A 25084-nucleotide genomic window follows, 5' to 3' on the forward strand; every position below is an offset into this window, starting at 1 on the left:
AAATAAATCCAATTTAATTAGTTATAATTATAGCTTCAACAGGTAAAGAACGCTATCTTAAATGTTAAATGATTGCTAATTTAAGTCAAGTTTTTTCATGTCTTTGTATGATAAGCAATGCCGGAGTAAAGAATAAAGTTAAGACCGTTGCAGCCAATATTCCACTTGCTATGGTTGCTGAAATATCAACCCACCACTGGCTTGATGGAGCATCATATGTGATTTGTAGCGTAAAAAAACTGATATTTAACCTAGTAATCATCGGTATTAAACCAAGAACTGTAGTTGCAACGGTAAGTAGTATTGGCCTGATGCGAGAAATTGAAGCGTTTATTATACATTGCTTAATGTTATTTTTGCGCACCTTAATTTGCTGATGAAAGGCATCAAGCAATAGTATATTATTATTCACTATAATTCCTGCTAAAGCAATTATCCCCACTCCACACATGACAACTACAAAAACTTTCTGAATAAGAAAGAAAATGAAAAATACACATGTTGTTGATAAAAACACTGCTGTCATTACGATAAATGTATAGTATATGTTGTTAAACTGTGCCACTAGCACCAATATCATCAATGTAATTGCTAATATAAAAGCCTTTAATAAAAATGCTCCTGATTTTTGTTGATCTTCCTTATCACCTTTGAAATCAATCTTTACTCCTTTACTACAGTCTTGAGTAATCGAATTTTGAATGAACTTAACTCTTTCATCAACAAGATAGCCAGTATCAACGTCAGCAGAGATTGTTACTGTGCGTGATCCATCAATCCTACTTAGTTTATTTGCCTTTTTTTCGGGAACGTATTTCACTATGCTACTCATAGAATATGGTCCATTTGCTGTATTAATAAAAAGGTTATCTATAGTTTTCATGTTGCGATTCTTTCTGGGAAAGCGTAGTACAATATCAATTTCTTCATCTGCGTTATTTGGTCTATATTTTCCAATTAATACTCCATTTGTAACCATCTTTATAAAATCACCGATGGTTGCAACACTTACTCCAGAGCTTGTAGCCTTACTCTTATCAATACTCATATTCCACTCTATTTCAGGTGCTGATCTACTATCTTGAATATTTATAAATCCAGATGAAGGTTGGTCCATAATTTTTAGGATTTTCTCTGCTACTGAATTCAAGTTGGATGCACTTCCGCTTAAGTTAATTTGTATTGGCTTGTCAGCTGATGGTCCTGACTTTTGTTCCTGTACATCAATTATTACTCCTTTTATGTTTTGTACACTACTCCTTATATCATTTAGTATTTGCGTAGCTTTGCGCCTGCAGCGCCAATCTACAAGTTCCAATTGAATTTTGGCAATAACGTTGTCTGAAAATTTTCCTGATCGAGCATAAAAAACATAAATTTCCTTTTCAACACCCAAAATACGTTCTTCTACTTTCTTAAGTATCAAATCTCGTTCTTTGGCTGATAAGCTTTCTTTTACTTTAACGCTGATTAAAATGTTATCTGAATATACATTCGGAAAGAACTTTAATCCAGGACCAAAAGTAAAATATAATATACTAGACAAAAATAAAACAAACACAACAACACATACAAATTTTTTGGGGTGATCTAAGACTTTCTCTAACATACGTACATAAGTTCTTATTATAAGCCCAGTATTTTTTACCTCACCACTTTCTATAGCACTCATTCTTATTATTTCTTTTTTTGAAGTTATTGAAGGTTTACCAAATATTGCACCAAGTGTTGGTATAAAAACCAAAGCCATAATTAGCGATCCAGTTAAAGTTAGAATTATTGTAATTGGTATGTACTGCATAAATTTACCGACTGTATCGGGCCAGAGTAACAGAGGGAAAAACACTGCTAATTTAGTCAATGTTGATGATAAAACTGGATAAAACATATCATGAACTGAGGTGCAAAAGGCTTCTACTTTATCCATGCCACAAATCATCTTTCTATCAGCATATTCGCTGATTACAATTGCATCATCAACCAGCATGCCAACTGCCATAATTAAACTGAAGAGCACAACTATATTTAGAGTAATACCCATGAGGTAAAGAGCCATTATTCCTATTAGAAAGGAGCCAGGTATTGATAGTGCAACAAGAATAGCAGCCCTTGTTCCCATAAAGAGCATTATTATGGTTAATATTAGTAATACGGCAAATATTATACCATTTTCCAAGTCGTCAAGCACATCACGTACATTTTTTGACTGGTCATTCAAATAAACTACTTTTAAATTTTCAGGTAATTGATCTTTTGCTTTGTCCATTAAGTATTTTACTTGATTTACCGTGTCTATTATGTTTTTTCCATTACGTTTTGAAATTTCTAGTACAATGCTAGGTAGTCCATTAATACGAGCAAATCCTTGGTGATCCTCAAACCCAAGGTATACTTTTGCTATATCTTTGATTCTCAAAACTGCATCACTTTGAGATCTAATAGGAATATTCATAATATCTTCTATGTCTTTTAATAACCCTGATATTTTAATCGAATATTTACCGGTATCATTTTCTAGTGATCCGGCTCCTACCAATCTGTTGTTGTTTGATATAGCTTGAAATATCTCATTTGATTGAATGTTATATTTTGTTAGAACTGTGGGCTCAATTATAACTTCCACTGTTTCTTTACGCATACCTGCTACTTCAACTTTAAGAACATTTGGCAGAGATTCTATTTCTTTCTTTAGTTTGCGTGCTATTTCAGTTAAAGTTCTTTCCGGCAAATTACCAATCAAGCCAACGTTTAGTATCGGAAATAAGCTCAAGTCTATTTCATTGATTATCGGAGATTCTGCTTCAATAGGTAATTTTGATTTTATGTTTAAAAGCTTTGAACGGACATTATCGAGCACTTCTTTATTATTATACTCTGTTCTAAATTCGATTATCATGTGAGCACCATCATTAGTTGCAAAAGCTCTCAATTCTTTTACACCTTCGATGGATCTTAGTTCATTTTCTATAGGAAGCACTAATAGCTTTTCACTATCCTCGACAGAAATACCAGGAAACCCGACAAATACACTAATTATAGGAATCTGTATATCAGGATGGCTTTGTTGCATAGCTAGTGTTGGTTGAGGTTATTGTAAGAAGAAAAGCTTTTTAATATATGGCTACTAACGAATTTTGTTGTAAAATAGGCATTTTTCAAACAAGTACAACTTATGCCACAAAAAATGAGAGTAAGTAACCAAAGAGAATATAACGAGTTTCTCAAAAAAAGAGGAAATGTTTTTCATTTTGTTAATCAAGCCATAGAAAATTGGTATGAAAATAGTCCAAAAGTTGCAGGTGGCAATAACACTTATAGTGATAAAGTTGTAATTTTAATACACATAATAGTTCATCTTTTTAGAATTGGCTTGAGACAAGCTGTAGGTTTTGTAAAAGGTTATATGGTACAAATAGGCAAAAAACTTAAGATTATCAGCTATACACAAGCTTCCAGAAGATTTAAAAAGCTTAATTTGAAGATTGATGACCATAGAAGCAATAAAGATGATCTGGAAAATGTTGAAATTGCCGTAGATAGCACTAGAGTTAGTATCTACAATAATAACGGTGGGCATAGTAAGCTTAATATTCGAAAAAGAAAATACAGTGGTTATGGTCAAGTAAGAAAATTACATGTTGTTTTAAACATAAATGATAAGAAAGCAATAAGCATGAACTACACTAGTGGTGTTGCTGTAGACTATTTGCCGGTCTGCGATATGTTAGAAGAAGTCAGTGATAAATATAACATTTGTTCTATTCGAGCAGATGCGGCTTATGATATAAAAAGTGTGTATAAAGAATGCAGAAAATACAATATTGTGCCTATTATTCGCCCTAGGAAGGATACTAAAATTTGTTTAGCTGACTACTTATCAGAAAGAAACAAGTATATTAGTAGAATTAGGTCATATGAGAATTATGAAGATGGTATTAATGAATGGAAGAAAAAAGTTAAGTATGGAGCACGGTCTTATATTGAAGTCTTTTTCTATAGGTTGAAGCAAATATTTGGGTTTGGCTTGAAAAATAAATCAGAGGTAAATCGTGAAAAAGAGCTGTTAATTAAGTGCTACTTATTGAACAAATTTACTGATATAGGTATGGCTGAATTTAAATTAGCTGCGTAAATTCACTGTGATTTACATGCCTATCAGTGCTATGCAACAAAGCCTATCAGGATTGCTTTCTCTTGGCATCTTTATATAAGTGTATGAGCCGAAGGTAAAAATCACGATAAGCAATAATATTACTGTTCTATTCCTCTCTACAAGTAAGCTTTTCATGCCAAACATTATACGTATTTATATCATATTATAGCTAAGATAAATTATATATTAATTAATCCTCATATAGCTTTATGTAAATGATTAAAATTTTTACAGTTTTGCAAGCGTAAGAAAATTTCTATATAATATGACTTTAGTATGGTATTTGAGGGATTATTGTGGTAGCAGTTTTAAGTGTGATAGAAGGCAAGAATAAAGCGATCGTATCTGGGTTGGTTGGTGTTTCATCAACTTTAGTATTTTTAACAATGATTCACATTGCTGCAAAGATAGCCATTATAGTTACTGCTGCTGCAGTTACTTACGCATTACTTTCATTGCTTAATAAAGCAAGACCTAAGTCTGTTAAAACTGATGATATGTCAGAAGATGAAGGGTATAGCAGTGTTGATGAAGGTGAAGAAAAAGATACCGTAAAAGAACCAAAAAGAACTGAAACTGAGCTAGAAGAAGAATTAAAAAATAAAAGAGCAGAAGAAGAAATGAAAAATGGACTACCTAAACATATGGATTTCAAAGGTAATTCACTTTCTAAAAGTGCTGATACTACAGATAGTCATTTCGTTTCTAGTGCTACAAATATTGTTATGGAACCTTTACCTAAACACATGGATGCACTTGGTAATCCACTTCCTGAGCAGCCACCGAGCAACCTTACCAATATAGGGCTTGGATCATCTAAAAGTACGCAGAAACTATCTGCTGCAGACTTGCTATTACAGTATGGGAATGTAAATAATGATGTGAGGAAAGTGCTAGAATGGCCAATTACCTCAAAGGAGTTTAATGGGTTAGGGTTTAACAGGTAGTTGCTATATCAAACTCTCCATCTTATATTGAGGATCAGATGCAATGCCATACACTCTATTTGGCGGAGCAATTTTGTTCTCTATACCAAAAACTATACCTTCAATTATTGCTGTGAGTACTTTTTCAAGGTTACAATCTGCTCCAGGAACACGGTGCTCTAGGCGGCATCTTTTGGAATCGTTGCCAAAATAGGGAATTCTTATCGCAGCAGTTCTGTTATTCACTCCCCAACTAATCGTAGTTGGAGTATGAATATCTGGGTACTGAAATCTTAAATATGAATCATCATTTGGAGCAAAAAACAACATATGTTTTTTCATCATTGCACATAATCCACCTATGCTGTGAATCAGGTGGTCACTATATTTTTGCTTATTGCCATAAAATAAGTTATTATTATTTGAATCCATGAGGCTAACATGTACATTTAGTGCGCTGCCTGCTCTATCCAAATAAGGTTTTGCTTTAAAAGAAACATTACCATCGAACTCTTGTGCTGTTCCAATCAGTAATTTTTTTACTAACTCAAAATGCATAATTAAATTATCAGGACTCGTATAACAATCACTTTTTATCTCGTATTGGTTTAAAGAACTCTCTTTCTCACAAAAAAATCCAAGAGAAGCTATTTTATTTTTGATGCTATTCAGAAATAAATATTCTTTTTTTATTCCCTCAGTGTAAAACTCCAGTTCAATACCGAATACAGTATTATGACTCAAATTACTTAATATAATCACAAATTTACTTCAATAAATTTATACTAAATCAGCTATATTTATACAAGTACTTTACTTATTTATCAGTAAATTTAATATCTTATTTATACATAATATATTACTATTTTTTAATAACATACTTCTAATCCTCGGTACAAGCGACATTTACAAATTGATTGTTTTTATTTCAAAAAAATGATCAATTTTAGTGCTTTTATACTCTTTACAACTCGTCAAAAAATCCTCATAATTTTAGATATGTATTAAGTAGTTTAGCTTTTTATCTTACAGTAAGCTATTGATTATCTTGCATCTTTCTGATTATTGTTCTTTCTTGGTGTGGTATATGAACTTAACTAACCCTAAGGTTTTTACTATGTTTTTTGATCAGATTATTACAGTAACGGACCACAATGTTACTTGGGAAAAAATCCAAAATTATCTCCATAATCTCTATGGAGAAGCAACATATAACAGCTGGCTGAGTTCACTAAGATTTATCAGCAACAGAAATGGAGAAGTTTTGTTGTCTGTACCAACAAGATTTATAAAGGAGTGGATTACAGTTCACTACATGGAAAAAATATTGTCATTATGGCAAAGCGAAGATCAAAGTGTATGTTCTATTGATATTCAATTAATTGAAGAAAGAAATTCAAATTCTAATACGATACTAAAAAATAGAGAGGAAAATAATCATAATCTTGGTTCACCACTAGATACCAGATTCACTTTTGATAATTTTGTGGTAGGAAAGTCAAATGAGTTAGCATTTACAGCGGCAAAGCGTGTAGCGGAATCTATAGATCCAATATCAGGAAGCAACCCTTTATTTCTATATGGTGGAGTGGGACTTGGTAAAACACATTTAATGCATGCTATAGCTTGGGACATAGTCAATTCTCCGTCAGCAAAAAGAAAAGTGGTATATTTATCAGCAGAGAAATTTATGTATCAATATATTACGGCGCTGCGGAGCAAAGATATTATGTTATTTAAAGAGCAATTTAGATCAGTAGATGTATTGATGGTAGATGATGTGCAATTTATCAGTGGTAAAGATAGTACACAAGAAGAATTTTTTCACACTTTCAATGCATTGATAGACCAAAATAAACAATTGGTTATATCAGCTGATAGGTCTCCTAGTGATCTTGATGGAGTAGAAGAAAGAATAAAATCACGACTTGGTTGGGGATTAGTTGCAGATATTAATGAAACAACTTTTGAATTAAGACTTGGTATATTGCAGGCGAAAGTGGAACGAATGAATATGTATGTTCCAAAGGATGTCCTAGAATTTTTGGCAAGGAATATAAAATCCAATATAAGAGAACTAGAAGGAGCATTAAATAAGGTTGCTCATACCTCTTTAATTGGAAGAAGCATGACAGTAGAATCAGCTAGTGAGACCCTAATTGATCTTCTTAGGTCAAATCATAGGTCAATCACAATAGAAGAAATACAGAAAAAAATAGCTGAATTTTTCAATATAAAGATTGCAGATATGCAATCTAATAGAAGGCTCCGCAGTCTTGCGAGGCCGAGACAAATAGCTATGTATTTCGCAAAGAAGTTTACGCAAAAAAGTTTACCAGATATTGGAAGAAATTTTGGTGGTAGAGATCATGCTACTGTTATACACGCAGTCAAACAAGTGGAAAATTTCATAAGAACTGACCCAAAATTTGCTGATGAAATCAATCGATTAAAAAAGATGTTTAAGTAGCACTTTATTAATGACAACCAGGCTGTTTTCATTTTTTTGATCAAATATCTTGTTCAAGTAGATTAAGTAAATCAAAGATCATTATTAGTATAAGCTAAGAGAAAATAGCTAGTCGATTGCTTAAAAAGTATATAAAATCACAATTTAAGTAGGAAATATGGCAATTAGACTTATTCCAGATAATCTTGATATAAGATTTAGTAAATATAGAAATTTGACAGCACTTGTTAGCGTTATTCTTATCATTTTTTCAATGCTTACTTTTATGCTGCGTGGAATGAATTTGGGTATAGACTTTACAGGTGGAATTTTGATAGAGATAAAATCTTCAAGCAAGGATGATGCTATTCTCGGTATATTAAAAGAGAGTGGATTTACGATACAGAGTTCAAAAGCTGGTGATAACTTAGTTGTGCGGTTTAAAGATGAGGGAGATGAAGATAAAATTAAAAAGGTTAAAAGTATATTAGAAAGCAAATTAGGTAATTTAGTAACTTATCGTAAAATAGATTATGTTGGTCCACAAATAGGCTCAACGCAGATATTTGAAGGGATATCAGCCATGTTAATTGCAATTATTGGAATATTTTTTTATGTTTGGCTTAGATTTAGCTGGCAGTGTGGACTTGGTGGAATAATGGCACTGATCCATGATGTGATTTTAACTCTTGGCTTTATCAGCTTAACGAGTATTGAGTTTAATATTTCATCAGTTGCAGCTCTACTTACCGTGATTGGCTATTCAATCAATAATTCAGTGGTTATATACGATCGGATTCGAGAGTATAAAAAAAATAGAAAAGATGTAGAAATGGATGAAATAGTTGATGCTAGCATTAATTCTACACTATTTCGTACTATGTTAACTTCAGGTACTACTCTTCTTGCTGCTCTTCCTTTAGTGCTGATTTGTACAGGTGTGGTCAGAGACTTCTGCTTAATCATTTCTTTTGGCATTGCAATCGGCACCTGTTCCGCAATATTTATCTCTGCTCCTATATGGCTTTGTTGCATAGCACTGATAGGCATGTAAATCACAGTGAATTTACGCAGCTAATTTAAATTCAGCCATACCTATATCAGTAAATTTGTTCAATAAGTAGCACTTAATTAACAGCTCTTTTTCACGATTTACCTCTGATTTATTTTTCAAGCCAAACCCAAATATTTGCTTCAACCTATAGAAAAAGACTTCAATATAAGACCGTGCTCCATACTTAACTTTTTTCTTCCATTCATTAATACCATCTTCATAATTCTCATATGACCTAATTCTACTAATATACTTGTTTCTTTCTGATAAGTAGTCAGCTAAACAAATTTTAGTATCCTTCCTAGGGCGAATAATAGGCACAATATTGTATTTTCTGCATTCTTTATACACACTTTTTATATCATAAGCCGCATCTGCTCGAATAGAACAAATGTTATATTTATCACTGACTTCTTCTAACATATCGCAGACCGGCAAATAGTCTACAGCAACACCACTAGTGTAGTTCATGCTTATTGCTTTCTTATCATTTATGTTTAAAACAACATGTAATTTTCTTACTTGACCATAACCACTGTATTTTCTTTTTCGAATATTAAGCTTACTATGCCCACCGTTATTATTGTAGATACTAACTCTAGTGCTATCTACGGCAATTTCAACATTTTCCAGATCATCTTTATTGCTTCTATGGTCATCAATCTTCAAATTAAGCTTTTTAAATCTTCTGGAAGCTTGTGTATAGCTGATAATCTTAAGTTTTTTGCCTATTTGTACCATATAACCTTTTACAAAACCTACAGCTTGTCTCAAGCCAATTCTAAAAAGATGAACTATTATGTGTATTAAAATTACAACTTTATCACTATAAGTGTTATTGCCACCTGCAACTTTTGGACTATTTTCATACCAATTTTCTATGGCTTGATTAACAAAATGAAAAACATTTCCTCTTTTTTTGAGAAACTCGTTATATTCTCTTTGGTTACTTACTCTCATTTTTTGTGGCATAAGTTGTACTTGTTTGAAAAATGCCTATTTTACAACAAAATTCGTTAGTAGCCATATATTAAAAAGCTTTTCTTCTTACAATAACCTCAACCAACACTAGCTATGCAACAAAGCCCTCCTATATTGACCTGCAGAGCGTTGATAAGTAGAGTATAGAACGTTTAACTACGATATAATATTAGCTTATTATCCCTAATAGTGAAATGAAAATATCTCAAAAAGCTCATACCAAGTAATGAATGGGACATAGAGTGAGTATTAACACTAGCGTGTACATCATTAATTAAAAAATTTCCTATTTTAACTTGAGGGATGTGAACAACACCAGCTTTTATTTGACCTTTTGCAGTTTCATATATTTTAAAGTCTTGAATGTTTTGTAAGTTAATACCAGCATGTAACGCATCTTTTTGCGATAGAACAATATCAGTTGCTCCGGTATCAAGCAAAAACGTTATATTACGATCATTGACTTGAGCTTGAATATAAAAGTGTCCATCGTATGACTTTGTAAATTCAATACTTTCGCCATTTTGAACCCTTCCTTTGTACGGTAGAAAAGTGCTCAGAAACCTATTGCTTAGTTTATCCCCTTGTGAATCAATAAACATTGCAGTAATGACTATTATCAGTAGCCAAATAACTAGATTTTTTGCTGCATTCATATTATTAAAATTTGAAGCCATAAGAGTAAATTTTTAAGATTAGCGTTAAAAGCTATTATTAAAAATAAGTAAATTTTATTGTTTTAGTACAATATTTAATATATACTTTAAGGAGGTATGTTCGATTTAATTTCATGTCAGAAGCAAAAAATTTAATTTTAGCAACAATTCTTTCTATATTGATTATAGTATTATGGCATATTATTTATGATAATTTTCTTAACACGAGCCAAAGCCAACCATCGATTGAAAATATTGAACATATCGAATCTTCTAACGACCTTGCTCCTATGATATACCAAAATCGTTCTGAAATTATTAATTCTACTAGAGAACAGAGAGTTAATTTAACCAATAACATGCTTGAAGGATCAATTTCTCTGAAAGGTGCAAGGTTTGATGACTTAATCTTAACTAACTACCACTTAGAACCGAGTTCTTCTTCTCCACAAGTGGTGTTACTGTCACCTGCAGAATCAAAAGATGTATATTTCGCAGAATTTGGGTGGCTCGATCCGAATGAAAAGATTAAAGTTCCAGATTCTAAAACAGTATGGCAAGCAGATAAACTCAATCAAAAAGAGGTCAATTTATTTTGGGATAATGAAAATGGCATTTTATTTAGAATGAAAATTAGCCTTGACGATAACTACATGTTTAAAGTTGAGCAAATTATTGAAAACAATACAAAAGATAATGTAGTTTTGGTTCCCTATGGTAAAATCAATCGTAAACGTGATAATATTAACGAATCCTATTGGATATCACATGAAGGAGTACTAGGTGCATTTAACAATAAACTAGAGGAGTGGACATATAAGGATATTTCCAAGAAACGTTTAATAAAGGCCAGCACAAGTGAAAAAAGTTGGTTTGGTTTTGCTGATAAATATTGGTTTACAGCTATCATACCTGAAAAATCTGATCAAATAAATGTAAGTATTAAGCATACGAATGTTAATAACATTGATAAGTTTCAAGTAGATTTTGTTAAACCTTACAAACACATACTCCCTGGTGCAAGTGTTTCTACTCTGAACTACTTTTTTGCTGGGGCAAAGAAATTGAATTTACTTGATTCTTATAAAGACACTCTCAATATACCTTTGTTTGATAAGGCTGTAGATTTTGGTGTTCTTTATTTTATAACCAAGCCGGTGTTTTTACTGCTTGAATATTTTAACTTTGTTTTGAAAAATTTTGGCTTAGCAATATTATTGCTAACTTTAGTAATCAAACTTTTGATGCTTCCCTTATCTAATAGATCATATATTTCGATGTTCAAGGTGAAAAGCCTGCAGCCTGAATTAACTCGTATAAAAGAGTTGTACAAAAATGACAGCTTAAAGCAGCACAAAGAGACAATTGCGTTGTTCAAGAGAAACAATGTAAATCCAATGTCGAGCATTTTCCCTATGCTCATACAAATACCAGTATTTTTTGCTCTGTATAAAGTATTATTTGTTACTATAGAGATGAGACACGCCCCTTTTTATTTATGGATTAAGGATCTTTCAGCTTCTGATCCAACAAACATTTTTACATTATTTGGGTTGTTTAATTATAACTTTCCTATTTCTATAGGCATTTTACCTATAATTTTCGGCGCTACCATGATAATTCAGCAGAAGCTAAGTGAGAAAGATCAAACCAGTAAAGATGATATTCAAGTAAATGTTATGAAGTTTTTACCTTACATTTCCGTCTTTATTTTTTCTTCTTTTCCTGCCGGCCTGGTAATATATTGGATATTTAGTAATATTATAACTCTGGTTCAACAATACTTAATAAAGTTCTTCTTAACAAGAAAAGTCGGGATAAATGTCGAAAATACTAATAGTTAATTCAATTTATTATACCGAAATAGCGAACCTTTTGCTTGAAGGTGCAGTCGATAGATTAAAAGAAAGTCATGCAAGCTATGACATAATTGAAGTTCCTGGTGCATTTGAGATACCAGCTACAATTCTCTTTGCAGTAAAAAGCAAGAATGCTAATTATGACGGTTATTTAGCTCTTGGGTGCGTGATTCGCGGTGAAACTGATCATTATAAATACGTTTGTAAAGGAGTAATCGAAGGCTTAAATGAAGTTATTATGCATTATGCAATACCCCTTGGTATGGGCGTAATTACCGCTGACAGCAAAGATAAAGCACTAATTAGAGCTGACAAAAATAAAAAGAACGTTGGTGGCCATGCAGCCTCAACTGTTTTGCATATGATAGATCTACACAATAAATTAAAATAATGGAGGAAAAACCAGTAGATAAAAAGTGGCGCATAAAAAGAAGTACGGCAAGATTTCTTGCTGTACAAATTGCTTATTCAAATATTTTTGTAAGTTACAACAAAAGCACTTTTAAATTGGAAAATTGTGAGCTTAAGGACTACATAAGTACGTTGAAAGATATATTTGAATGTGAAGAATTTGAACATCAGTTCTTAGAAAACTTGTTATGTAAGGTTATAAAAAGCAGTGAAGAATATGATAAAATAATAGAGTCTTATTTACACCCAAGCTGGTCACTTTCACGATTAAATCTTATAAGCTTATCTATTTTGCGTATTGCAGTATGTGAGTTAATTGATTTTGATACACCAGCACCAATTGTTATTAATGAATATACTAACATTGCATCTGATTTACTTGATGCTCCAAACAAAATTGGCTTTATTAATGGGTTGTTAGATAAGGTAAAGGATGCAGTCAGACTAAATAAAAATCCTTAGCAAATTTCTTACAAGTATGTGAATATCTATTTTTTGAGACAGTTTCTACAATAAGTTTAAGTCATTAACACTAAAAAATGAAGGGAAGACTTATTCCTTTTATACTTGGCTGATTAATAATCTTTCTGGCTTTTCGTGTTCAACTTTTGGTGACTTAACAATTGAGCTTGGCACAAATTCGATGGTTAGTTCTTGAACATTATTTTCTTCAACGTTTAAACCTAACGTTTTTAACTCCTGTCCACAATTTATCTGTTCAAATGTACTATCCCCTTTCTTCTTGTATAGCTGATGTATATCAAGGAGTTTAGTGTTGCCAAGCAAGATTGGATCAGGATTATCAATATATCTGATCTGACCATAACTCTCAGCTTTGAATACTTCGCCTTTTGAGTTAGTAAAATCTATAGTATATTCACCATTTTCGTTCTTATAGTTCTTTTCAATAAATTCAAGATCTTTATTTGTTACCTGCAACATCAGGTATCTTTGAGAGCTACCAGCAACAATTCTCGGAGCTTTAAGTTCAGATATTTCATTATTTTTCATGAAGGAATATATTGCTAAACTAATCAGTGCAACAGTAACAAATGCTAAAACACTCATTCCAAGTGGTGTAGCTGCAAAAGCTGCAAGTGGAGCAAGTATATAAGTTGAAGACATCAAATATGGTGATGAAAGTGCTACTGCTGCGCCTATAACATACAGAGAAGTAAGTACTAAAAGTGCAGTATTTGTTTTGTGGAGCTGGCCACGGTGGTTTTTAAAAATTAACATAATTGCCTCATTTAAATTAATTAAAGTTGTATGTAAAGAATTATTATTGTCAACTTATAAACAATAAATTATCTACCACTTGAGCCGAAGCCTCCTTCATTGCGAGCAGTTTCTTTTGCATAGAATTCTTCTATGTTGTTCCAAATTATCTCAGGTACAGGAGTGATAAGAATTTGTGCAATTCTATCTCCTCTTTTTATTTCATATGGCTGATTACTTAGATTGATTAGGCAAACTTTAACTTCACCTCGATAATCGGAGTCTATAGTGCCCGGAGAATTTAAGACAGTGATTCCATGTTTTGCAGCAAGCCCAGAACGTGGGCGGATTTGCCCCTCAAAACCGTTTGGTATTGCAATCACAATTCCAGTTGGAACAAGTAATCTCTCAAGTGGATTTAAAACAGCAGAGTCATTCAATGCAGCATAAAGATCCATGCCAGCACTCTGCATAGTTGCATAACAGGGAAGAGGCAGGCTTTCGCCATGTGATAACTTTTTTATTTCTACTTTAATTTTGTCTCTTTGCATTTTTATTCACCAGTTATGAAAATTTGATTGTAGCATGTAAATTATGCCTGTAAAAGATAAGAAAACTACTTGACAAATCTTTCAGCTTACTTACTATAAAATTCAAAGTGTTTTATTACCTTCAATCTGTTCAGATTAAACGACAAAAGTATTATACAGTTGGCGTCTTATAAATCTTTCCGCTATGTGCACTTTATGTCTTCACAATAATTTCTACCTAATATAAGCTGAAACGGGCTTATAAAACGTTTAAAACAGTACGTTTGTATAGAGGGTGTCATTCCAGCGCGTGACGCTGGTTCCTGGATCTCAGTGTCTGGGCACTGGGATGAGAAAAAAGGGGCTACTTGAATGACACCTTATGTTCCAGCACGTGACACATAATTGTACGAACATTCATTTTTGAATACAGCAAATGGTCAATGCCCAGACACTGGCATCCAGAAATTTTATTAGGTTGGTAAGCACAAAAGTAGTTGCTTTATGCTAAAACACAACGGTTGAAAGACTCGATTCCAGCGTCACGCGCTGGAATGACATCAAAGGGGCTACTTGAATGACATACTTGAATTTACGCTATAAAGTGAACCGGTTTGGTGTGCTGCTGTTGTTTGCAGTATTGTAGTGCTAATTTTTTACTTCGGTAGTCTTTTTATTGTCATTATAATTATGAGAATAGTTGAGGCCAATTAATATGAAAACTTTTACGAAAAATTTTAAAGGTAAGGAAAGAAGGCTAGAAGAGTTCAATGAGAAAGTTGAAGACATATCAGCTGTAGCTCAAGATAAGTTTGCACATGAACTTGAAAATATCGCATATGAAAGTGTGCAGAAATTTCGCAGTCTACTTGCTAAAGAGATAAACTCCACTTTCAATAACATTCATTCTCAGAATGTCAATCTACTAAAATCCGGCTTAGTAAACTTGATCAATAAAAAAGGAGAAACAGCGTTAATACGTTCTCTTCTCAATATACTTGTACGATAGAGTTGCTGCTGCAATTTAATATTAAGTGATAACTAAAATAAGTAAGATTTTTTATGGATAAGTCTTACTTATTTTAGCTATATATAGAAAAGGAGGGTTGTTATGTCAACAAGACTAAAGTATCCAATTATAAATATACAACGTAAGTCTAAGCCTAAATCTTTTCCAGTAACTTTAGGAGAGGTTAAATCTTTTTTACGAATTGAAAATGATCAAGATGATAAGTTGATTTCAAGTTTTATTTTTATGGCAACTGATTATGCTCAGTGGCATATGGAAAAGTCTCTAGTAAAGCAAACGTGGCAAGTTTCATATGAAGGTTATATACCTCGTAGAATCTATTTAAGCTATGGTCCTGTGAATAAAATAATATTGGCTACTGATAAGAATAGAAAACTTAGTTATTATTTTAGTGATATAGGAAGCTATATTGAATTTTTCAATTATTTGAACATAATAAGGGCTGATGTTGTATATGAAGCTGGTTATGATAGTGTTCCTGAGCAAATAAAGCTAGGTATTATACAGCATGTTTCTGCTCTCTATAAAAATCGTGAATCAGAAGTAAGTAGCCATTTATCTGAGGTAAAGAAGGTGTATTCTCCATTTCGCGAACCAAAGGTTGTTTTGTAGTTCCTGTTTGTCATTCAATAGCAGATACAACAGATGGTGTCATCCGAGTAGCCCCTTCGATGTCATCCCAGTACTGGGATCCAGTTTTTTCATGATCATCAAAACGTTGTATTTTAAAATAAAACGGCTACTTTTATGCTTACCAACTTAATAAAATTCCTGGATCCCAGTACTGGGATTACAAGAAAGAGCTACTGGAACGACATCATTATAAAGTGAACCAGTGTCTGGGGATGGGATGACATCTTCTTGACAGATAATGTTCGTGCAGTAAGCACTAGGATGATACCATCTGTTGTACCTGCAAATTGCAATCTTCGTAAACGTATCTGTGAGATGGAAAAAATTCAAATTATAAATGAGTTGTATGATAGTATTTATGCAGCATTAAAAGCAAACTCTGATTTAAAGAAATATGTTACTAACATCTATGATTACCTGCCTAAGCAGGTTACTATTCCTTATCTGAGATTGCGCATAGTAAATTATGTTAACCTGCATATGCTATCTAATTTTGCTACAAAAGTAAGATTTTCATGCGACATATATACTTATCATATAAGCAGCATGCTTGCTGCTATAAAGCATGTTGGCTTGGTGGTAAAGAGCATTAGTAGTGAGACCATTTTGGAAAGTAATTGTGTTATAAATCAGCATGATGAAGTTTTACATTCAACAATTAATTTTGATATTTTAATACAAGGAGGTAGCGATGAGCAAATTACAGCTGAAAATTAAAGGTCATGACAATAATTTTGTTGTGCTGAATAATATACGAAACTTAAGGTTTACTTTGCGTAATAACAAAGAGGAGATGAAAGATATTTCCTCTTTTGGCTGGAGAAAAGTGCTTGATTGTGCTGGAAGTAGAAAGATTACAATAAAAATTAATGGCATTTTAAATTCAGTATTGGCTGATGAATTATTGCGTAATTCTGCAATGTTAAACTCTAATAATGATTATGAGATTAGTTTTAATGCTAAGGAGAAGATAAAACTCAGGTGTTCGGTTGAATTGTATGAGAGATATTATGATCCTGCCACTTTTGACAGCTTCACTGTAGTTTTAGCCAGTGCTGAAGTTGTGAACACTTTTCATTAGTGTTAATTTAATTTTTTCATATACAATAATAATAAGTGGGAATAAATTAAAAAAAATTATGAACGATGAGGATCTTTTCGAAGAAGGCGATGATAATGTTGAAGAGAATAGCGATGACAGAAGAGAAAGGAATTTGAAGAATGAAAATCAGCTCGAAGAGCAATTTAAAGAGTATTTAAAACCTTTCGAGGATATTTTAAGTCAAATTGATGAAGGAGTTGATAATTTAGATAGTTACGAAAGGACTATGCAAGTAAAGCGAAGTATAGATAGGCTCATAGAAACCTTATATAGCCAAGCAGCATCTGAGGATATTGATGTAGAACTTGAAACCACAAAACACACTCGCGATAAATCAGAGTCCAAGAAAAGAGTTCTGGAAAAGAGAAAGAAACAACTGATGGAAGAGATCTTAAGTTTTCAACAACAAAAGGAGCTAATGAATAGTAGGGAAAAACATGAAGTAGCAAGTGATGGGGATGTTCAGAAGGCAAAAGCACGAGTGAAGTCTTCAATTAGGGGGGTGTTGTTTTCAGTTATTGCTCATAGAATGGATCCACGAAGGAGGGCAGGGGAAACTGCTGATGACAATGAAAAGCAAGCTCTTATGTACGGTAGAGAAGCAGTTGGTGGAGTTTTAGGTGGATTATTCAAGGCGTTTTTAACTGCAGTTGCTGCTGTTGTGCGCGAAATTGCTAAACCACTTCAACATATGAATACACAAGAGACGTCTTTTGCAAAACAAGTTGAAGAAAGCAGAAACCAGGATTCACAGAAAGGTCGATCTGTGTAGGTCAAAGTATAATTTCAAAAAAATTTTTGAAATCGTATGTACTAAACAATATCTACTCAACGGAAATTACAACAAACGCAGTAGCATAATCTTGATCATCACTTAGAGAAAGGTGTATCTTGTAGTCTTTCGAGATGAAATCCTTTGTGATAGCAAGATGTGGTTTTCCCCTGATATTACTGTATATTTCTATATCTTTCATTATAATTCCTTGGCTGAATCCAGTGCCTAGCGCTTTAACAAAAGCTTCCTTTGCAGCAAAGCGTTTAGCAAAATATTTTGCTCTTACTTCTTGGCTATTATATTTTTTGCTTATCTCTATCTCCTTCTTAGTATAGACTTTATTGAGAAATTTTTCCCCGTATTTTTGTGATATTCTCAATATTCTGGGTATATATACTATGTCAGTGCCAATACCGTATATCATTTTGCACTAAAACGATTTATTGCTTCTTCAACTTGTATTTCCTCTACCTCTCCAGTTTCCCTATTTTTTACTTCAACTATATTTGAAGTTACTGCTTTCTTTCCAATAATTATTTGACACGGCAAGCCTATCAGATCCATTCTGGCAAATTTCACTCCTACACTTTCGTCCGTATCATCATAAAGCACTTCATCGCTTTTCAAAGCTTTGTATATTTTATCTGCAGCCTCCGTTACTTTTGTTTGTAAATTGATCAAACCAACTTTAAAAGGAGCTACTGCCTCTGGCCAGATAATTCCTTTATCATCATGGAAAGCTTCTATTATTGCGCCAACAAGCCTTGAAACTCCAATACCATACGAACCCATATGCATGTTAACATTTTTTCCATCTTGAGAAGTAACACTTGCCTTCATAGGTTTCGAATATTTATCACCAAAATAAAAAATATGCCCTATTTCAATACCCTTGCTAACATTTAACTGTTCTTGCGTTATAGGACAACTTTCAGGATCATGCATATCGTCTGCAACTGCATATATGCTCTTCAGGCTTTCAATATCTTCGCTTTCTAGTAATTCAAAAAGTTTATTGTCATAATATAGAGTGCTCTCACCGGTGTTTGCCAATATATGAAATTCATGACTTAAATTTCCTCCAATTGGTCCTGTATCTGCCCTCACTCCAATTGGAGTAAGCCCCATTCGTTTGAAGATTTTTATGTAAGTTTTATACATCAAATTATATGAATTCAGTGCACCTTCGTAATCTACATCAAAACTGTATGCATCCTTCATCAGAAATTCCCTGCCTCTCATAACGCCATAACGAGGTCTTACTTCGTCACGAAACTTCCACTGAATTTGATATAAACAAAGTGGTAAATCTTTGTAACTTTTTACCGTATTTCTAATCAAATCAGTTACCACCTCCTCATGTGTTGGACCAAAAAGCATATCGCTTTCATGCCTATCTTTAATACGTAGCATTTCTTTGCCGTAATCATCGTAACGTCCTGACTCTCGCCAAAGACTTGCTGGCTGCACACAAGGCATCAACACTTCAATTGCACCAATTTCATCTCTGATAATATTTTCAATATTTTTAAGTACCAAAAGGCCAAGCGGCAGCCAAGAATAAATTCCAGATGCTGTCTGCTTGATTAAGCCCGCACGTAACAAATATTGATGAGAAATAATTTCAGCACCAGCCGGGGTTTCTTTTAAAGTTGGCAGGTAATATTGAGATAAACGCATTTGATAAATCTGATTGTACTAAGTAATCTTAATACAATCAGACCTGTAGGTAAACTTATTTAAAAAGGAAAGAGAGAGGAGCAGTCTTCTAAGAAGAAATAGAAGCTATCTTAAACCTCAAGTCATCACTTTTTTACCACAGCACATCATCGATGTTTTGGTATAGAGTAATCAGAATCATAAAAATAGCTTAGTGTTAGATATTTTTATGATAACCTCTCTTAAACAATTGATATTTTACAGTGTTTTTGGTAAAATAATAGCTTAAGGCTTAGAATAAAAGTTTATGAGTGAAGCACAAGGTCCAAATATCGCAGAATGGCAGGCACAGCAGCAACACCAGGAAGCCGCTAGTGAGAAAAGTGGTTTCGGTCTTGGTCATAGTGACTCTGTTGCAACAATTGTGGATGGAATGAAGTGGATGTTCAACTTTCATGAAGGAGCAATTGCTGCTTATAATAATGTGTTTGAAGGTTTGGTAAGTGGTAGCAGTCTAGTAACGTTATTTGGGAAATCAGGTAATATGTTTGGCATAAAATTTCTTGAAAGTCTTGCTGAATATTTTTCAGGTGGAGGTGGAGAAGATATGCCATCAGAAGGAATGGGTATGGACTACGGTGATGAGGGGCATCATCCGGATGATTATCCCCACGCTAGCAATGAAATGGCTCATAGTGCTGATGGTTTGCATGATATGCATGATGCAGGTGATCATCATGGCCAATCTTTTTCACCTGGTCCTTCACCATCTGTTGGTGATGATCATGAGCTTGGTTACTAAATAACTAAGAAGATTTTATTGTAATTAGTGAAAAAAGTTTCAGTTTTAGGATCAACAGGAAGCATTGGAAAAAAGACTGTAGATTTGCTCTTAAAGAGAAAGGAAGAATATCAGGTGGAAGCACTAAGTGCCAATTCTAACTTTGCTCTGCTAGCACAACAGGCAAATCTACTTAATGCAAAATATGCTGCCATTTCTGATGAAAGGTTCTACAAAGATTTAAAAGAAGATCTACTTGGTACAAACGTCAAAGTAGAAGTTGGTGCTCCAGGTCTAGCAAATGTTGCTTCTCTACCCGTTGATCTCTCAGTTATTGCAATAGTTGGCATCGCAGGCCTTGAGCCAGTTATAAAGGTTATAGAAAGCGGTACTAAAGTTATTGCTCTAGCAAACAAAGAGAGTATTGTTTGCGGTGGTAAGTTACTACTTAAAAAAGCTAAAGAAAGGAGCGTACAAATAATTCCCATCGACTCTGAACACAACGCAATTTTTCAAGTTTTGCAAAATGATGATAAATGTGTAGAAAAGATTATACTCACTGCCTCTGGTGGACCATTTTTAAATTATAGCCTTGAACAATTAAGAAATATCACAGTAAATCAGGCACTAAGTCACCCTACTTGGAAAATGGGAAAGAAAATATCAGTTGATAGTGCAACAATGATGAATAAAGCACTAGAAATAATAGAAGCACATCATTTGTTTAAAATTAGCCCAAATAGAATTGAAGCAGTAGTGCATCCTGAATCGATAGTACATGGAGTTGTAGTTTACCAGGATGGGTTTAGCTTTGCTGTGCTTGCAGAAACTGATATGGAAATTCCCATTGCATATGCTTTGTCTTGGCCAGAAAGATCAACTTTGAACTACAAGTTAGACTTAACAAAACAAAAAAAATTGACCTTTCAAGAACCAGACCACAAATGTTTTTCTTCACTAAAGCTAAGCATGGAAGTGTTAAATTCTTCTTCTCCACATACAAATAGTATTGTTTTGAACGCTGCAAATGAGATAGCTGTTAACGAATTTTTGAAGTCACGAATCGGTTTCTTAGAAATATTAGAGGTAGTAAAATCAACAATAGAAAATTTTGACAAGTACTCTGATATTAAATCACTATCTGACATAACAAGTATCGATTTTGAAAGCCGTATTATTGCTAACAAAATTATTGAAAATAAAGGTATCCGTTCAGCAGAGTGATAAAATAAGGTAGACGAGAAAAGACAACTATAGTATTTCCTAAAGTAAATGATAAAGGTATAATAAAGTATTTGAGTTATAATGGCATATAGTGTGGATTTAAGGGAAAAGGCAGTATTGATGATAGAAAAAGGTAAGACAAAGGTTGAGGTAGCAGAGCTTATGGAGATAGGAATAGCAACTCTGTACCGTTGGTTAAAAAAGAAAGCTGCTGGTGAAAGCCTCAAGCCATCTAAAAACGGTAGCTTTATTCGAAAAATAGACCCCAAAATACTCGAAGAATATGTTACAAAGAATCCAGATCATACTCTGGCAGAGATGAAACAAAATCTTGGATTTGGAATAAACTCAATTTGGTATAGACTAAAACAGCTAAAAATTACTTTAAAAAAAAGTCACACTATATCAAGAGCGCAATCAAGAAGATAGGGAGCAATTTATTGATAAAATCTCAAAAATAGACCATTCCAGCATCTTATATATAGATGAAGCAGGAGTTGATAATAAGTTATACCGAGAATATGGACGCGCTCCAAGAGGAAAGAAAATTTATGCAGATATTCCAGGGAGAACTCGAGAGAGAATCAGTATAGTAGCCGGGTGGATTGGAAAGAGATTTATTGCACCAATGACTTTCAAAGGTGGGTGTGACAAAGAGGTATTCAATACATGGTTGGAGAAGATGTTATTACCTACATTGCCACTTGGCACAACTATAGTTATGGATAATGCTACATTTCATAAGACCACTAAAACAAAATCATTAATAGAGTCTTTTGGCTGTCATTTGCTGTATCTTCCAACATATTCACCAGATTTGAATCCTATAGAATACTGTTGGCATACCATCAAAAGCCGCCTCAGACCTCTCATGTATAAATATACAGACTTACAGCTTTTGGTTGGTAATACCATAATGGAACTTTATCATCCATTTTAGAAAATACTATAAATGGTCAAGTAGACCCATTTCATACTCCTGTCATCCTAGTAGCTGACACTGGGATCCAGAAAAATTTACAAGTAAACTGAGCTTATGCTAAATTCAATGAGATTAAATGAAAACCAGCATCAAGTGCTGGAATGACACCTTACCTGAACAGATAAATCACTAGCACGTTCGTTCACAATAACTTGAGAGAAGCTTACATCATTAATAACTGTATTTGCTCTATACAGAAAACCACATCCTATTGCAAAAAAAAGCAACGAAGTTGCAGCAAGTGGAACTGGGTTGTCAACTACGAAACATAGACCAACAGCAAATACTCCAGATAACAAAAAAGCACAAGCATAATTAGTTTGTTTCCTTTTTTGAGCGACTGCTTCTATCTTTAGGAATTCTGGTTCTATTGCTTTCTTGACATGTCCTGCAATACAATTTCTTGGACTTTTGTTTTCATAGTTTTTAATATTAGGTTTGATATTTGGATGTGTAAGTAATATTTCTATCATGTTTACATTTCCCAACTTTCAAGCAATGTGTAGAGCTGTATTTTTTTCCTTCTTGCCGGTCTTAATTTCCTCCTCTGCACGAGCATAATTTTGAGGTATAAATCCTTCATTAACAGGTTGTGAATTGTCAAGGTATATGCAGCGAAGATATGGACTCCTATCTACTACTTCTCTCTCCTCAAATTCGTAAACTGGATAACCATCATGTTCCTTTGGTCTTCTCTCCATAACAGCTTGCTTGCTTTTAATATTTACATCAATTTTTTTATGCTGTACAAGCAACTTAGCCATAAGCTCTAAATATTGATGTTCCTCGTTATTACTAGTAACAAAAGCTGAAATAATGCACATCAAAGGTGTCATCCCATCCTCAAAAGCGTTAACATTCGCTCCTTCTTTCAATGCTTGTTGAAAATGATTCCAAGCTTCCTCAGGTGTTATTCTTTCACCACTAGCATTTTGAAATTCAATAGCTTTAAACAACTTTTTTGTTGCTTCACTTGTACTAAACATTTTAACCCCCTATCACAATAAACTTGATAAAATTATACATAGAAAAAATTAAAATATCAATTATTAAGCTAATGATCCAGAATATACTCCTTCGTTAAAGGAGACTGAGCATTTTCAAAGATTTCTTGAGTACTTCCGAATTCAACAATCTTGCCATTGCAAAAGAAAACTATGCTGTCAGATAATTTTTTAGCTTGCTTCATCGAATGAGTTACCATAATTATGGTGAACCTCAATTTCAATTCTTGTATAAGATTTTCGATTGCATTGGTTGCCATTGGATCAAGAGCAGAGCATGGTTCATCCATTAATAAAATAGTTGGCTTTACTGCAATTGCACGAGCAATGCATAATCTTTGTTGCTGGCCACCAGATAAATTTAGTGCACTATCTTGCAATCTATCTTTCAACTCTTCCCATAAACCAACCTTAGTTAAACTACTTTCTACTATTTCATCTAATTTTTGCTTATTTTTCACCATGCCATGCAATTTAGGCCCATAAGCAACATTATCATATATTGACTTTGGAAAAGGGTTGGGTTTTTGAAATACCATACCAACTTTTGCTCTGAGCAATACAACATCCATATCACGTGAATATATATTACCCAGCCCATCGATTACCAGCTCACCGGTCGCTTTACATCCAGGTACGTAATCATTCATACGATTAAAACAACGCAAAAATGTCGATTTACCGCACCCAGAAGGTCCGATAAAAGTTGTGACTTTCTTTTTGCAAATATTCAAATTTATATCGAATAAAACTTGTTTAGAGCCATACCAAAGATTTAAATTTTTAACGAAAGCGTATTTATCGTTCATACTAAATCCTGCATTGAATAAAGTCCTGGAGTTTTATTCTCGCACAACCATATTGCTGCCTGAACCGCCCCTCTAGCAAACGTTGTACGATCAATTGCCTTGTGATTTAATTCTACTCGTTCATCGGAATTGACAAACATGACACTGTGATCTCCTATTACTCCACCTCCACGAGATACTGCAAAGCCTATTCCTCCTTTCCCTCTTATATTTGAATTATTATGTGAATATTGATTGAGCTCAAAATCCACTTTTGCAGCGTTAGCAACTGCTTTACCAAACTCTATAGCTGTTCCAGATGGTGAATCCTTTTTTAAATTGTGATGCATTTCCCAAATTTCAACGTCATACTCATTACCTAAAAGCTTGGCAGCTTCTTTTACCAATTTCAGCAACACATTAACTCCTATACTCATATTTGCTGACCATAATATTGGAACTTTAGCAGCATAGTCTTTTAAATTTAGACCTTCTATTCCAGTTGTGCCACTAACTAGCGGTTTTTTAAATTTCACGGCCGCCTTAAGGCATTCTAGCATACATTCTTTAGTTGTAAAATCTATTACAACATCGGACGATTCAAATACCTCACTAATAGAACTTGTAATTTTGATTCCTAAATTGCAATTATTGCCTACAATAGGCCCAATATCTAAGCCTATATACTCACTGCCCAAGCGAGCAACAGCACCTGCTATTTCCACTTTGGTATTCGTAATTAATTCATTGAGTATTTTCTTACCCATTCTGCCTAAGCAGCCTATTACTCCAACTTTGATTTTCATAAAGCTTTTTCCACTATGTTAGGCTTTTTTTGAAGCTTTGTCATCTTTATAAGCTTAGCATAT

General features: G+C 33.5%; 29 protein-coding genes. 16 read left to right on the forward strand and 13 right to left on the reverse strand.

The annotated features are described in order from the left end of the window. Positions 1-85: 85 nt before the first annotated feature. Positions 86-3070, reverse strand: a complete 2985-nt coding sequence (locus AAGE00_RS03490) for an efflux RND transporter permease subunit (protein ID WP_341815359.1) — start codon at positions 3068-3070, stop codon at positions 86-88. 102 nt (positions 3071-3172) lie between these two features. Between AAGE00_RS03490 and AAGE00_RS03495 the strand changes: the two genes are divergently transcribed. Then, positions 3173-4132: an IS5 family transposase gene (locus AAGE00_RS03495; RefSeq protein WP_341815149.1), complete on the forward strand. Its 960-nt coding sequence runs from the start codon at positions 3173-3175 to the stop codon at positions 4130-4132. A 12-nt stretch (positions 4133-4144) separates the two neighbouring features. Here AAGE00_RS03495 and AAGE00_RS03500 read toward each other — a convergent pair whose 3' ends face one another. Then, positions 4145-4288: a hypothetical protein gene (locus AAGE00_RS03500; protein WP_341815360.1), complete on the reverse strand. Its 144-nt coding sequence runs from the start codon at positions 4286-4288 to the stop codon at positions 4145-4147. Between the two features lie 161 nt (positions 4289-4449). Here AAGE00_RS03500 and AAGE00_RS03505 point away from each other — a divergent pair, with 161 nt between their 5' ends. Then, on the forward strand, positions 4450-5100 hold the full coding sequence (locus AAGE00_RS03505) for a hypothetical protein (RefSeq protein ID WP_007302791.1): 651 nt from the start codon (positions 4450-4452) through the stop codon (positions 5098-5100). 3 nt (positions 5101-5103) lie between these two features. Here the strand turns inward: AAGE00_RS03505 and AAGE00_RS03510 are convergent, their stop codons facing one another. Further along, positions 5104-5841, reverse strand: a complete 738-nt coding sequence (locus tag AAGE00_RS03510; RefSeq protein ID WP_007302792.1) for a glutamine synthetase — start codon at positions 5839-5841, stop codon at positions 5104-5106. 325 nt (positions 5842-6166) lie between these two features. Here AAGE00_RS03510 and dnaA point away from each other — a divergent pair, with 325 nt between their 5' ends. Next, a complete protein-coding gene (gene dnaA / locus AAGE00_RS03515) occupies positions 6167-7549 on the forward strand; it encodes a chromosomal replication initiator protein DnaA (RefSeq protein WP_213863681.1) in 1383 nt (460 codons plus the stop codon). 157 nt (positions 7550-7706) lie between these two features. Next, entirely contained in the window at positions 7707-8582 is an 876-nt protein-coding gene (gene secF, locus AAGE00_RS03520; RefSeq protein ID WP_341815361.1) for a protein translocase subunit SecF, read from the forward strand. Positions 8583-8594: 12 nt separating this feature from the next. Here the strand turns inward: secF and AAGE00_RS03525 are convergent, their stop codons facing one another. Beyond that, positions 8595-9554: an IS5 family transposase gene (locus tag AAGE00_RS03525; protein ID WP_341815149.1), complete on the reverse strand. Its 960-nt coding sequence runs from the start codon at positions 9552-9554 to the stop codon at positions 8595-8597. Positions 9555-9715: 161 nt separating this feature from the next. After that, positions 9716-10240 (reverse strand): TIGR02281 family clan AA aspartic protease, encoded by a 525-nt coding sequence (locus AAGE00_RS03530; protein ID WP_213863682.1) that lies wholly within the window; start codon positions 10238-10240, stop codon positions 9716-9718. Between the two features lie 113 nt (positions 10241-10353). On the opposite strand from AAGE00_RS03530, the gene yidC reads away from it, so the two are divergent. The 3 genes from yidC to nusB are packed head-to-tail and all read left to right on the forward strand — an operon-like array spanning position 10354 to position 12951. After that, positions 10354-12063 carry a membrane protein insertase YidC gene (gene yidC, locus AAGE00_RS03535; RefSeq protein WP_019236304.1) on the forward strand — a complete coding sequence of 570 codons (1710 nt, stop codon included), beginning with the start codon at positions 10354-10356 and terminating at the stop codon, positions 12061-12063. Next, a complete protein-coding gene (locus AAGE00_RS03540; protein ID WP_052264871.1) occupies positions 12041-12469 on the forward strand; it encodes a 6,7-dimethyl-8-ribityllumazine synthase in 429 nt (142 codons plus the stop codon). Before yidC ends, AAGE00_RS03540 begins: the two co-directional genes overlap by 23 nt. Continuing rightward, positions 12469-12951 carry a transcription antitermination factor NusB gene (gene nusB, locus AAGE00_RS03545; RefSeq protein ID WP_006014794.1) on the forward strand — a complete coding sequence of 161 codons (483 nt, stop codon included), beginning with the start codon at positions 12469-12471 and terminating at the stop codon, positions 12949-12951. The genes AAGE00_RS03540 and nusB overlap by 1 nt, the downstream gene beginning before the upstream one ends. Positions 12952-13050: 99 nt before the next feature. Here nusB and AAGE00_RS03550 read toward each other — a convergent pair whose 3' ends face one another. Both AAGE00_RS03550 and dut read right to left on the reverse strand, forming a co-directional pair. Next, positions 13051-13728, reverse strand: a complete 678-nt coding sequence (locus AAGE00_RS03550) for a hypothetical protein (RefSeq protein ID WP_213863683.1) — start codon at positions 13726-13728, stop codon at positions 13051-13053. Positions 13729-13796: 68 nt separating this feature from the next. Beyond that, on the reverse strand, positions 13797-14258 hold the full coding sequence (gene dut, locus AAGE00_RS03555) for a dUTP diphosphatase (RefSeq protein WP_052264873.1): 462 nt from the start codon (positions 14256-14258) through the stop codon (positions 13797-13799). A 694-nt stretch (positions 14259-14952) separates the two neighbouring features. Between dut and AAGE00_RS03560 the strand changes: the two genes are divergently transcribed. From AAGE00_RS03560 to AAGE00_RS03580, 5 genes are all read left to right on the forward strand, one after another. Beyond that, positions 14953-15246, forward strand: coding sequence for a hypothetical protein (locus AAGE00_RS03560; protein WP_213863684.1), 294 nt, complete (start codon positions 14953-14955; stop codon positions 15244-15246). 102 nt (positions 15247-15348) lie between these two features. Continuing rightward, positions 15349-15879 carry a head-tail connector protein gene (locus AAGE00_RS03565; RefSeq protein ID WP_007302801.1) on the forward strand — a complete coding sequence of 177 codons (531 nt, stop codon included), beginning with the start codon at positions 15349-15351 and terminating at the stop codon, positions 15877-15879. Positions 15880-16215: 336 nt separating this feature from the next. After that, complete coding sequence (locus AAGE00_RS03570; protein WP_033445336.1) at positions 16216-16617, forward strand: DUF3168 domain-containing protein; 402 nt, start codon at positions 16216-16218, stop codon at positions 16615-16617. After that, entirely contained in the window at positions 16592-16981 is a 390-nt protein-coding gene (locus AAGE00_RS03575; protein WP_007302803.1) for a phage tail tube protein, read from the forward strand. Before AAGE00_RS03570 ends, AAGE00_RS03575 begins: the two co-directional genes overlap by 26 nt. Before the next feature lie 58 nt (positions 16982-17039). After that, positions 17040-17774, forward strand: a complete 735-nt coding sequence (locus AAGE00_RS03580; protein WP_213863685.1) for a hypothetical protein — start codon at positions 17040-17042, stop codon at positions 17772-17774. A gap of 52 nt (positions 17775-17826) precedes the next feature. Here AAGE00_RS03580 and AAGE00_RS03585 read toward each other — a convergent pair whose 3' ends face one another. Then, entirely contained in the window at positions 17827-18201 is a 375-nt protein-coding gene (locus tag AAGE00_RS03585) for a holo-[acyl-carrier-protein] synthase (protein WP_213863686.1), read from the reverse strand. Beyond that, entirely contained in the window at positions 18198-19457 is a 1260-nt protein-coding gene (gene proS, locus AAGE00_RS03590) for a proline--tRNA ligase (RefSeq protein WP_341815362.1), read from the reverse strand. The genes AAGE00_RS03585 and proS overlap by 4 nt, the downstream gene beginning before the upstream one ends. A gap of 286 nt (positions 19458-19743) precedes the next feature. Between proS and AAGE00_RS03595 the strand changes: the two genes are divergently transcribed. From AAGE00_RS03595 to AAGE00_RS03610, 4 genes are all read left to right on the forward strand, one after another. Next, complete coding sequence (locus tag AAGE00_RS03595; protein ID WP_007302735.1) at positions 19744-20238, forward strand: hypothetical protein; 495 nt, start codon at positions 19744-19746, stop codon at positions 20236-20238. Between the two features lie 27 nt (positions 20239-20265). Beyond that, positions 20266-21441 carry a 1-deoxy-D-xylulose-5-phosphate reductoisomerase gene (gene dxr / locus AAGE00_RS03600; protein ID WP_213863711.1) on the forward strand — a complete coding sequence of 392 codons (1176 nt, stop codon included), beginning with the start codon at positions 20266-20268 and terminating at the stop codon, positions 21439-21441. 93 nt (positions 21442-21534) lie between these two features. Further along, positions 21535-21870 (forward strand): IS630 transposase-related protein, encoded by a 336-nt coding sequence (locus tag AAGE00_RS03605; protein ID WP_341813349.1) that lies wholly within the window; start codon positions 21535-21537, stop codon positions 21868-21870. A gap of 28 nt (positions 21871-21898) precedes the next feature. Beyond that, positions 21899-22381 carry an IS630 family transposase gene (locus AAGE00_RS03610; RefSeq protein ID WP_265015457.1) on the forward strand — a complete coding sequence of 161 codons (483 nt, stop codon included), beginning with the start codon at positions 21899-21901 and terminating at the stop codon, positions 22379-22381. 131 nt (positions 22382-22512) lie between these two features. Here the strand turns inward: AAGE00_RS03610 and AAGE00_RS03615 are convergent, their stop codons facing one another. From AAGE00_RS03615 to dapB, 4 genes are all read right to left on the reverse strand, one after another. Then, on the reverse strand, positions 22513-22896 hold the full coding sequence (locus AAGE00_RS03615; RefSeq protein ID WP_250147166.1) for a hypothetical protein: 384 nt from the start codon (positions 22894-22896) through the stop codon (positions 22513-22515). Between the two features lie 18 nt (positions 22897-22914). Then, a complete protein-coding gene (locus AAGE00_RS03620) occupies positions 22915-23409 on the reverse strand; it encodes a hypothetical protein (protein WP_250147165.1) in 495 nt (164 codons plus the stop codon). Between the two features lie 68 nt (positions 23410-23477). Continuing rightward, entirely contained in the window at positions 23478-24236 is a 759-nt protein-coding gene (pstB, locus tag AAGE00_RS03625) for a phosphate ABC transporter ATP-binding protein PstB (RefSeq protein WP_012481738.1), read from the reverse strand. Beyond that, a complete protein-coding gene (gene dapB / locus AAGE00_RS03630) occupies positions 24233-25021 on the reverse strand; it encodes a 4-hydroxy-tetrahydrodipicolinate reductase (RefSeq protein WP_213863710.1) in 789 nt (262 codons plus the stop codon). The genes pstB and dapB overlap by 4 nt, the downstream gene beginning before the upstream one ends. Between the last annotated feature and the right edge of the window lie 63 nt (positions 25022-25084).

Source organism: Wolbachia endosymbiont (group B) of Aricia artaxerxes (assembly GCF_964026975.1).
Classification (GTDB): domain Bacteria; phylum Pseudomonadota; class Alphaproteobacteria; order Rickettsiales; family Anaplasmataceae; genus Wolbachia.

Coding starts and splice junctions, on each gene's coding strand:
- AAGE00_RS03540 (WP_052264871.1), top strand. CDS start 12,041: ATGTCGAAAATACTAATAGTTAATTCAATTTATTATACCGAAATAGCG.
- AAGE00_RS03570 (WP_033445336.1), top strand. CDS start 16,216: ATGGAAAAAATTCAAATTATAAATGAGTTGTATGATAGTATTTATGCA.
- AAGE00_RS03530 (WP_213863682.1), bottom strand. CDS start 10,240: ATGGCTTCAAATTTTAATAATATGAATGCAGCAAAAAATCTAGTTATT.
- AAGE00_RS03495 (WP_341815149.1), top strand. CDS start 3,173: ATGCCACAAAAAATGAGAGTAAGTAACCAAAGAGAATATAACGAGTTT.
- dut (WP_052264873.1), bottom strand. CDS start 14,258: ATGCAAAGAGACAAAATTAAAGTAGAAATAAAAAAGTTATCACATGGC.
- secF (WP_341815361.1), top strand. CDS start 7,707: ATGGCAATTAGACTTATTCCAGATAATCTTGATATAAGATTTAGTAAA.
- AAGE00_RS03595 (WP_007302735.1), top strand. CDS start 19,744: ATGAGTGAAGCACAAGGTCCAAATATCGCAGAATGGCAGGCACAGCAG.
- AAGE00_RS03560 (WP_213863684.1), top strand. CDS start 14,953: ATGAAAACTTTTACGAAAAATTTTAAAGGTAAGGAAAGAAGGCTAGAA.
- AAGE00_RS03575 (WP_007302803.1), top strand. CDS start 16,592: ATGAGCAAATTACAGCTGAAAATTAAAGGTCATGACAATAATTTTGTT.
- AAGE00_RS03585 (WP_213863686.1), bottom strand. CDS start 18,201: ATGATATACGGTATTGGCACTGACATAGTATATATACCCAGAATATTG.
- AAGE00_RS03550 (WP_213863683.1), bottom strand. CDS start 13,728: ATGTTAATTTTTAAAAACCACCGTGGCCAGCTCCACAAAACAAATACT.
- AAGE00_RS03565 (WP_007302801.1), top strand. CDS start 15,349: ATGTCAACAAGACTAAAGTATCCAATTATAAATATACAACGTAAGTCT.
- AAGE00_RS03620 (WP_250147165.1), bottom strand. CDS start 23,409: ATGTTTAGTACAAGTGAAGCAACAAAAAAGTTGTTTAAAGCTATTGAA.
- AAGE00_RS03490 (WP_341815359.1), bottom strand. CDS start 3,070: ATGCAACAAAGCCATCCTGATATACAGATTCCTATAATTAGTGTATTT.
- AAGE00_RS03615 (WP_250147166.1), bottom strand. CDS start 22,896: ATGATAGAAATATTACTTACACATCCAAATATCAAACCTAATATTAAA.
- AAGE00_RS03525 (WP_341815149.1), bottom strand. CDS start 9,554: ATGCCACAAAAAATGAGAGTAAGTAACCAAAGAGAATATAACGAGTTT.
- AAGE00_RS03500 (WP_341815360.1), bottom strand. CDS start 4,288: ATGAAAAGCTTACTTGTAGAGAGGAATAGAACAGTAATATTATTGCTT.
- AAGE00_RS03580 (WP_213863685.1), top strand. CDS start 17,040: ATGAACGATGAGGATCTTTTCGAAGAAGGCGATGATAATGTTGAAGAG.
- dnaA (WP_213863681.1), top strand. CDS start 6,167: ATGAACTTAACTAACCCTAAGGTTTTTACTATGTTTTTTGATCAGATT.
- pstB (WP_012481738.1), bottom strand. CDS start 24,236: ATGAACGATAAATACGCTTTCGTTAAAAATTTAAATCTTTGGTATGGC.
- nusB (WP_006014794.1), top strand. CDS start 12,469: ATGGAGGAAAAACCAGTAGATAAAAAGTGGCGCATAAAAAGAAGTACG.
- yidC (WP_019236304.1), top strand. CDS start 10,354: ATGTCAGAAGCAAAAAATTTAATTTTAGCAACAATTCTTTCTATATTG.
- dapB (WP_213863710.1), bottom strand. CDS start 25,021: ATGAAAATCAAAGTTGGAGTAATAGGCTGCTTAGGCAGAATGGGTAAG.
- proS (WP_341815362.1), bottom strand. CDS start 19,457: ATGCGTTTATCTCAATATTACCTGCCAACTTTAAAAGAAACCCCGGCT.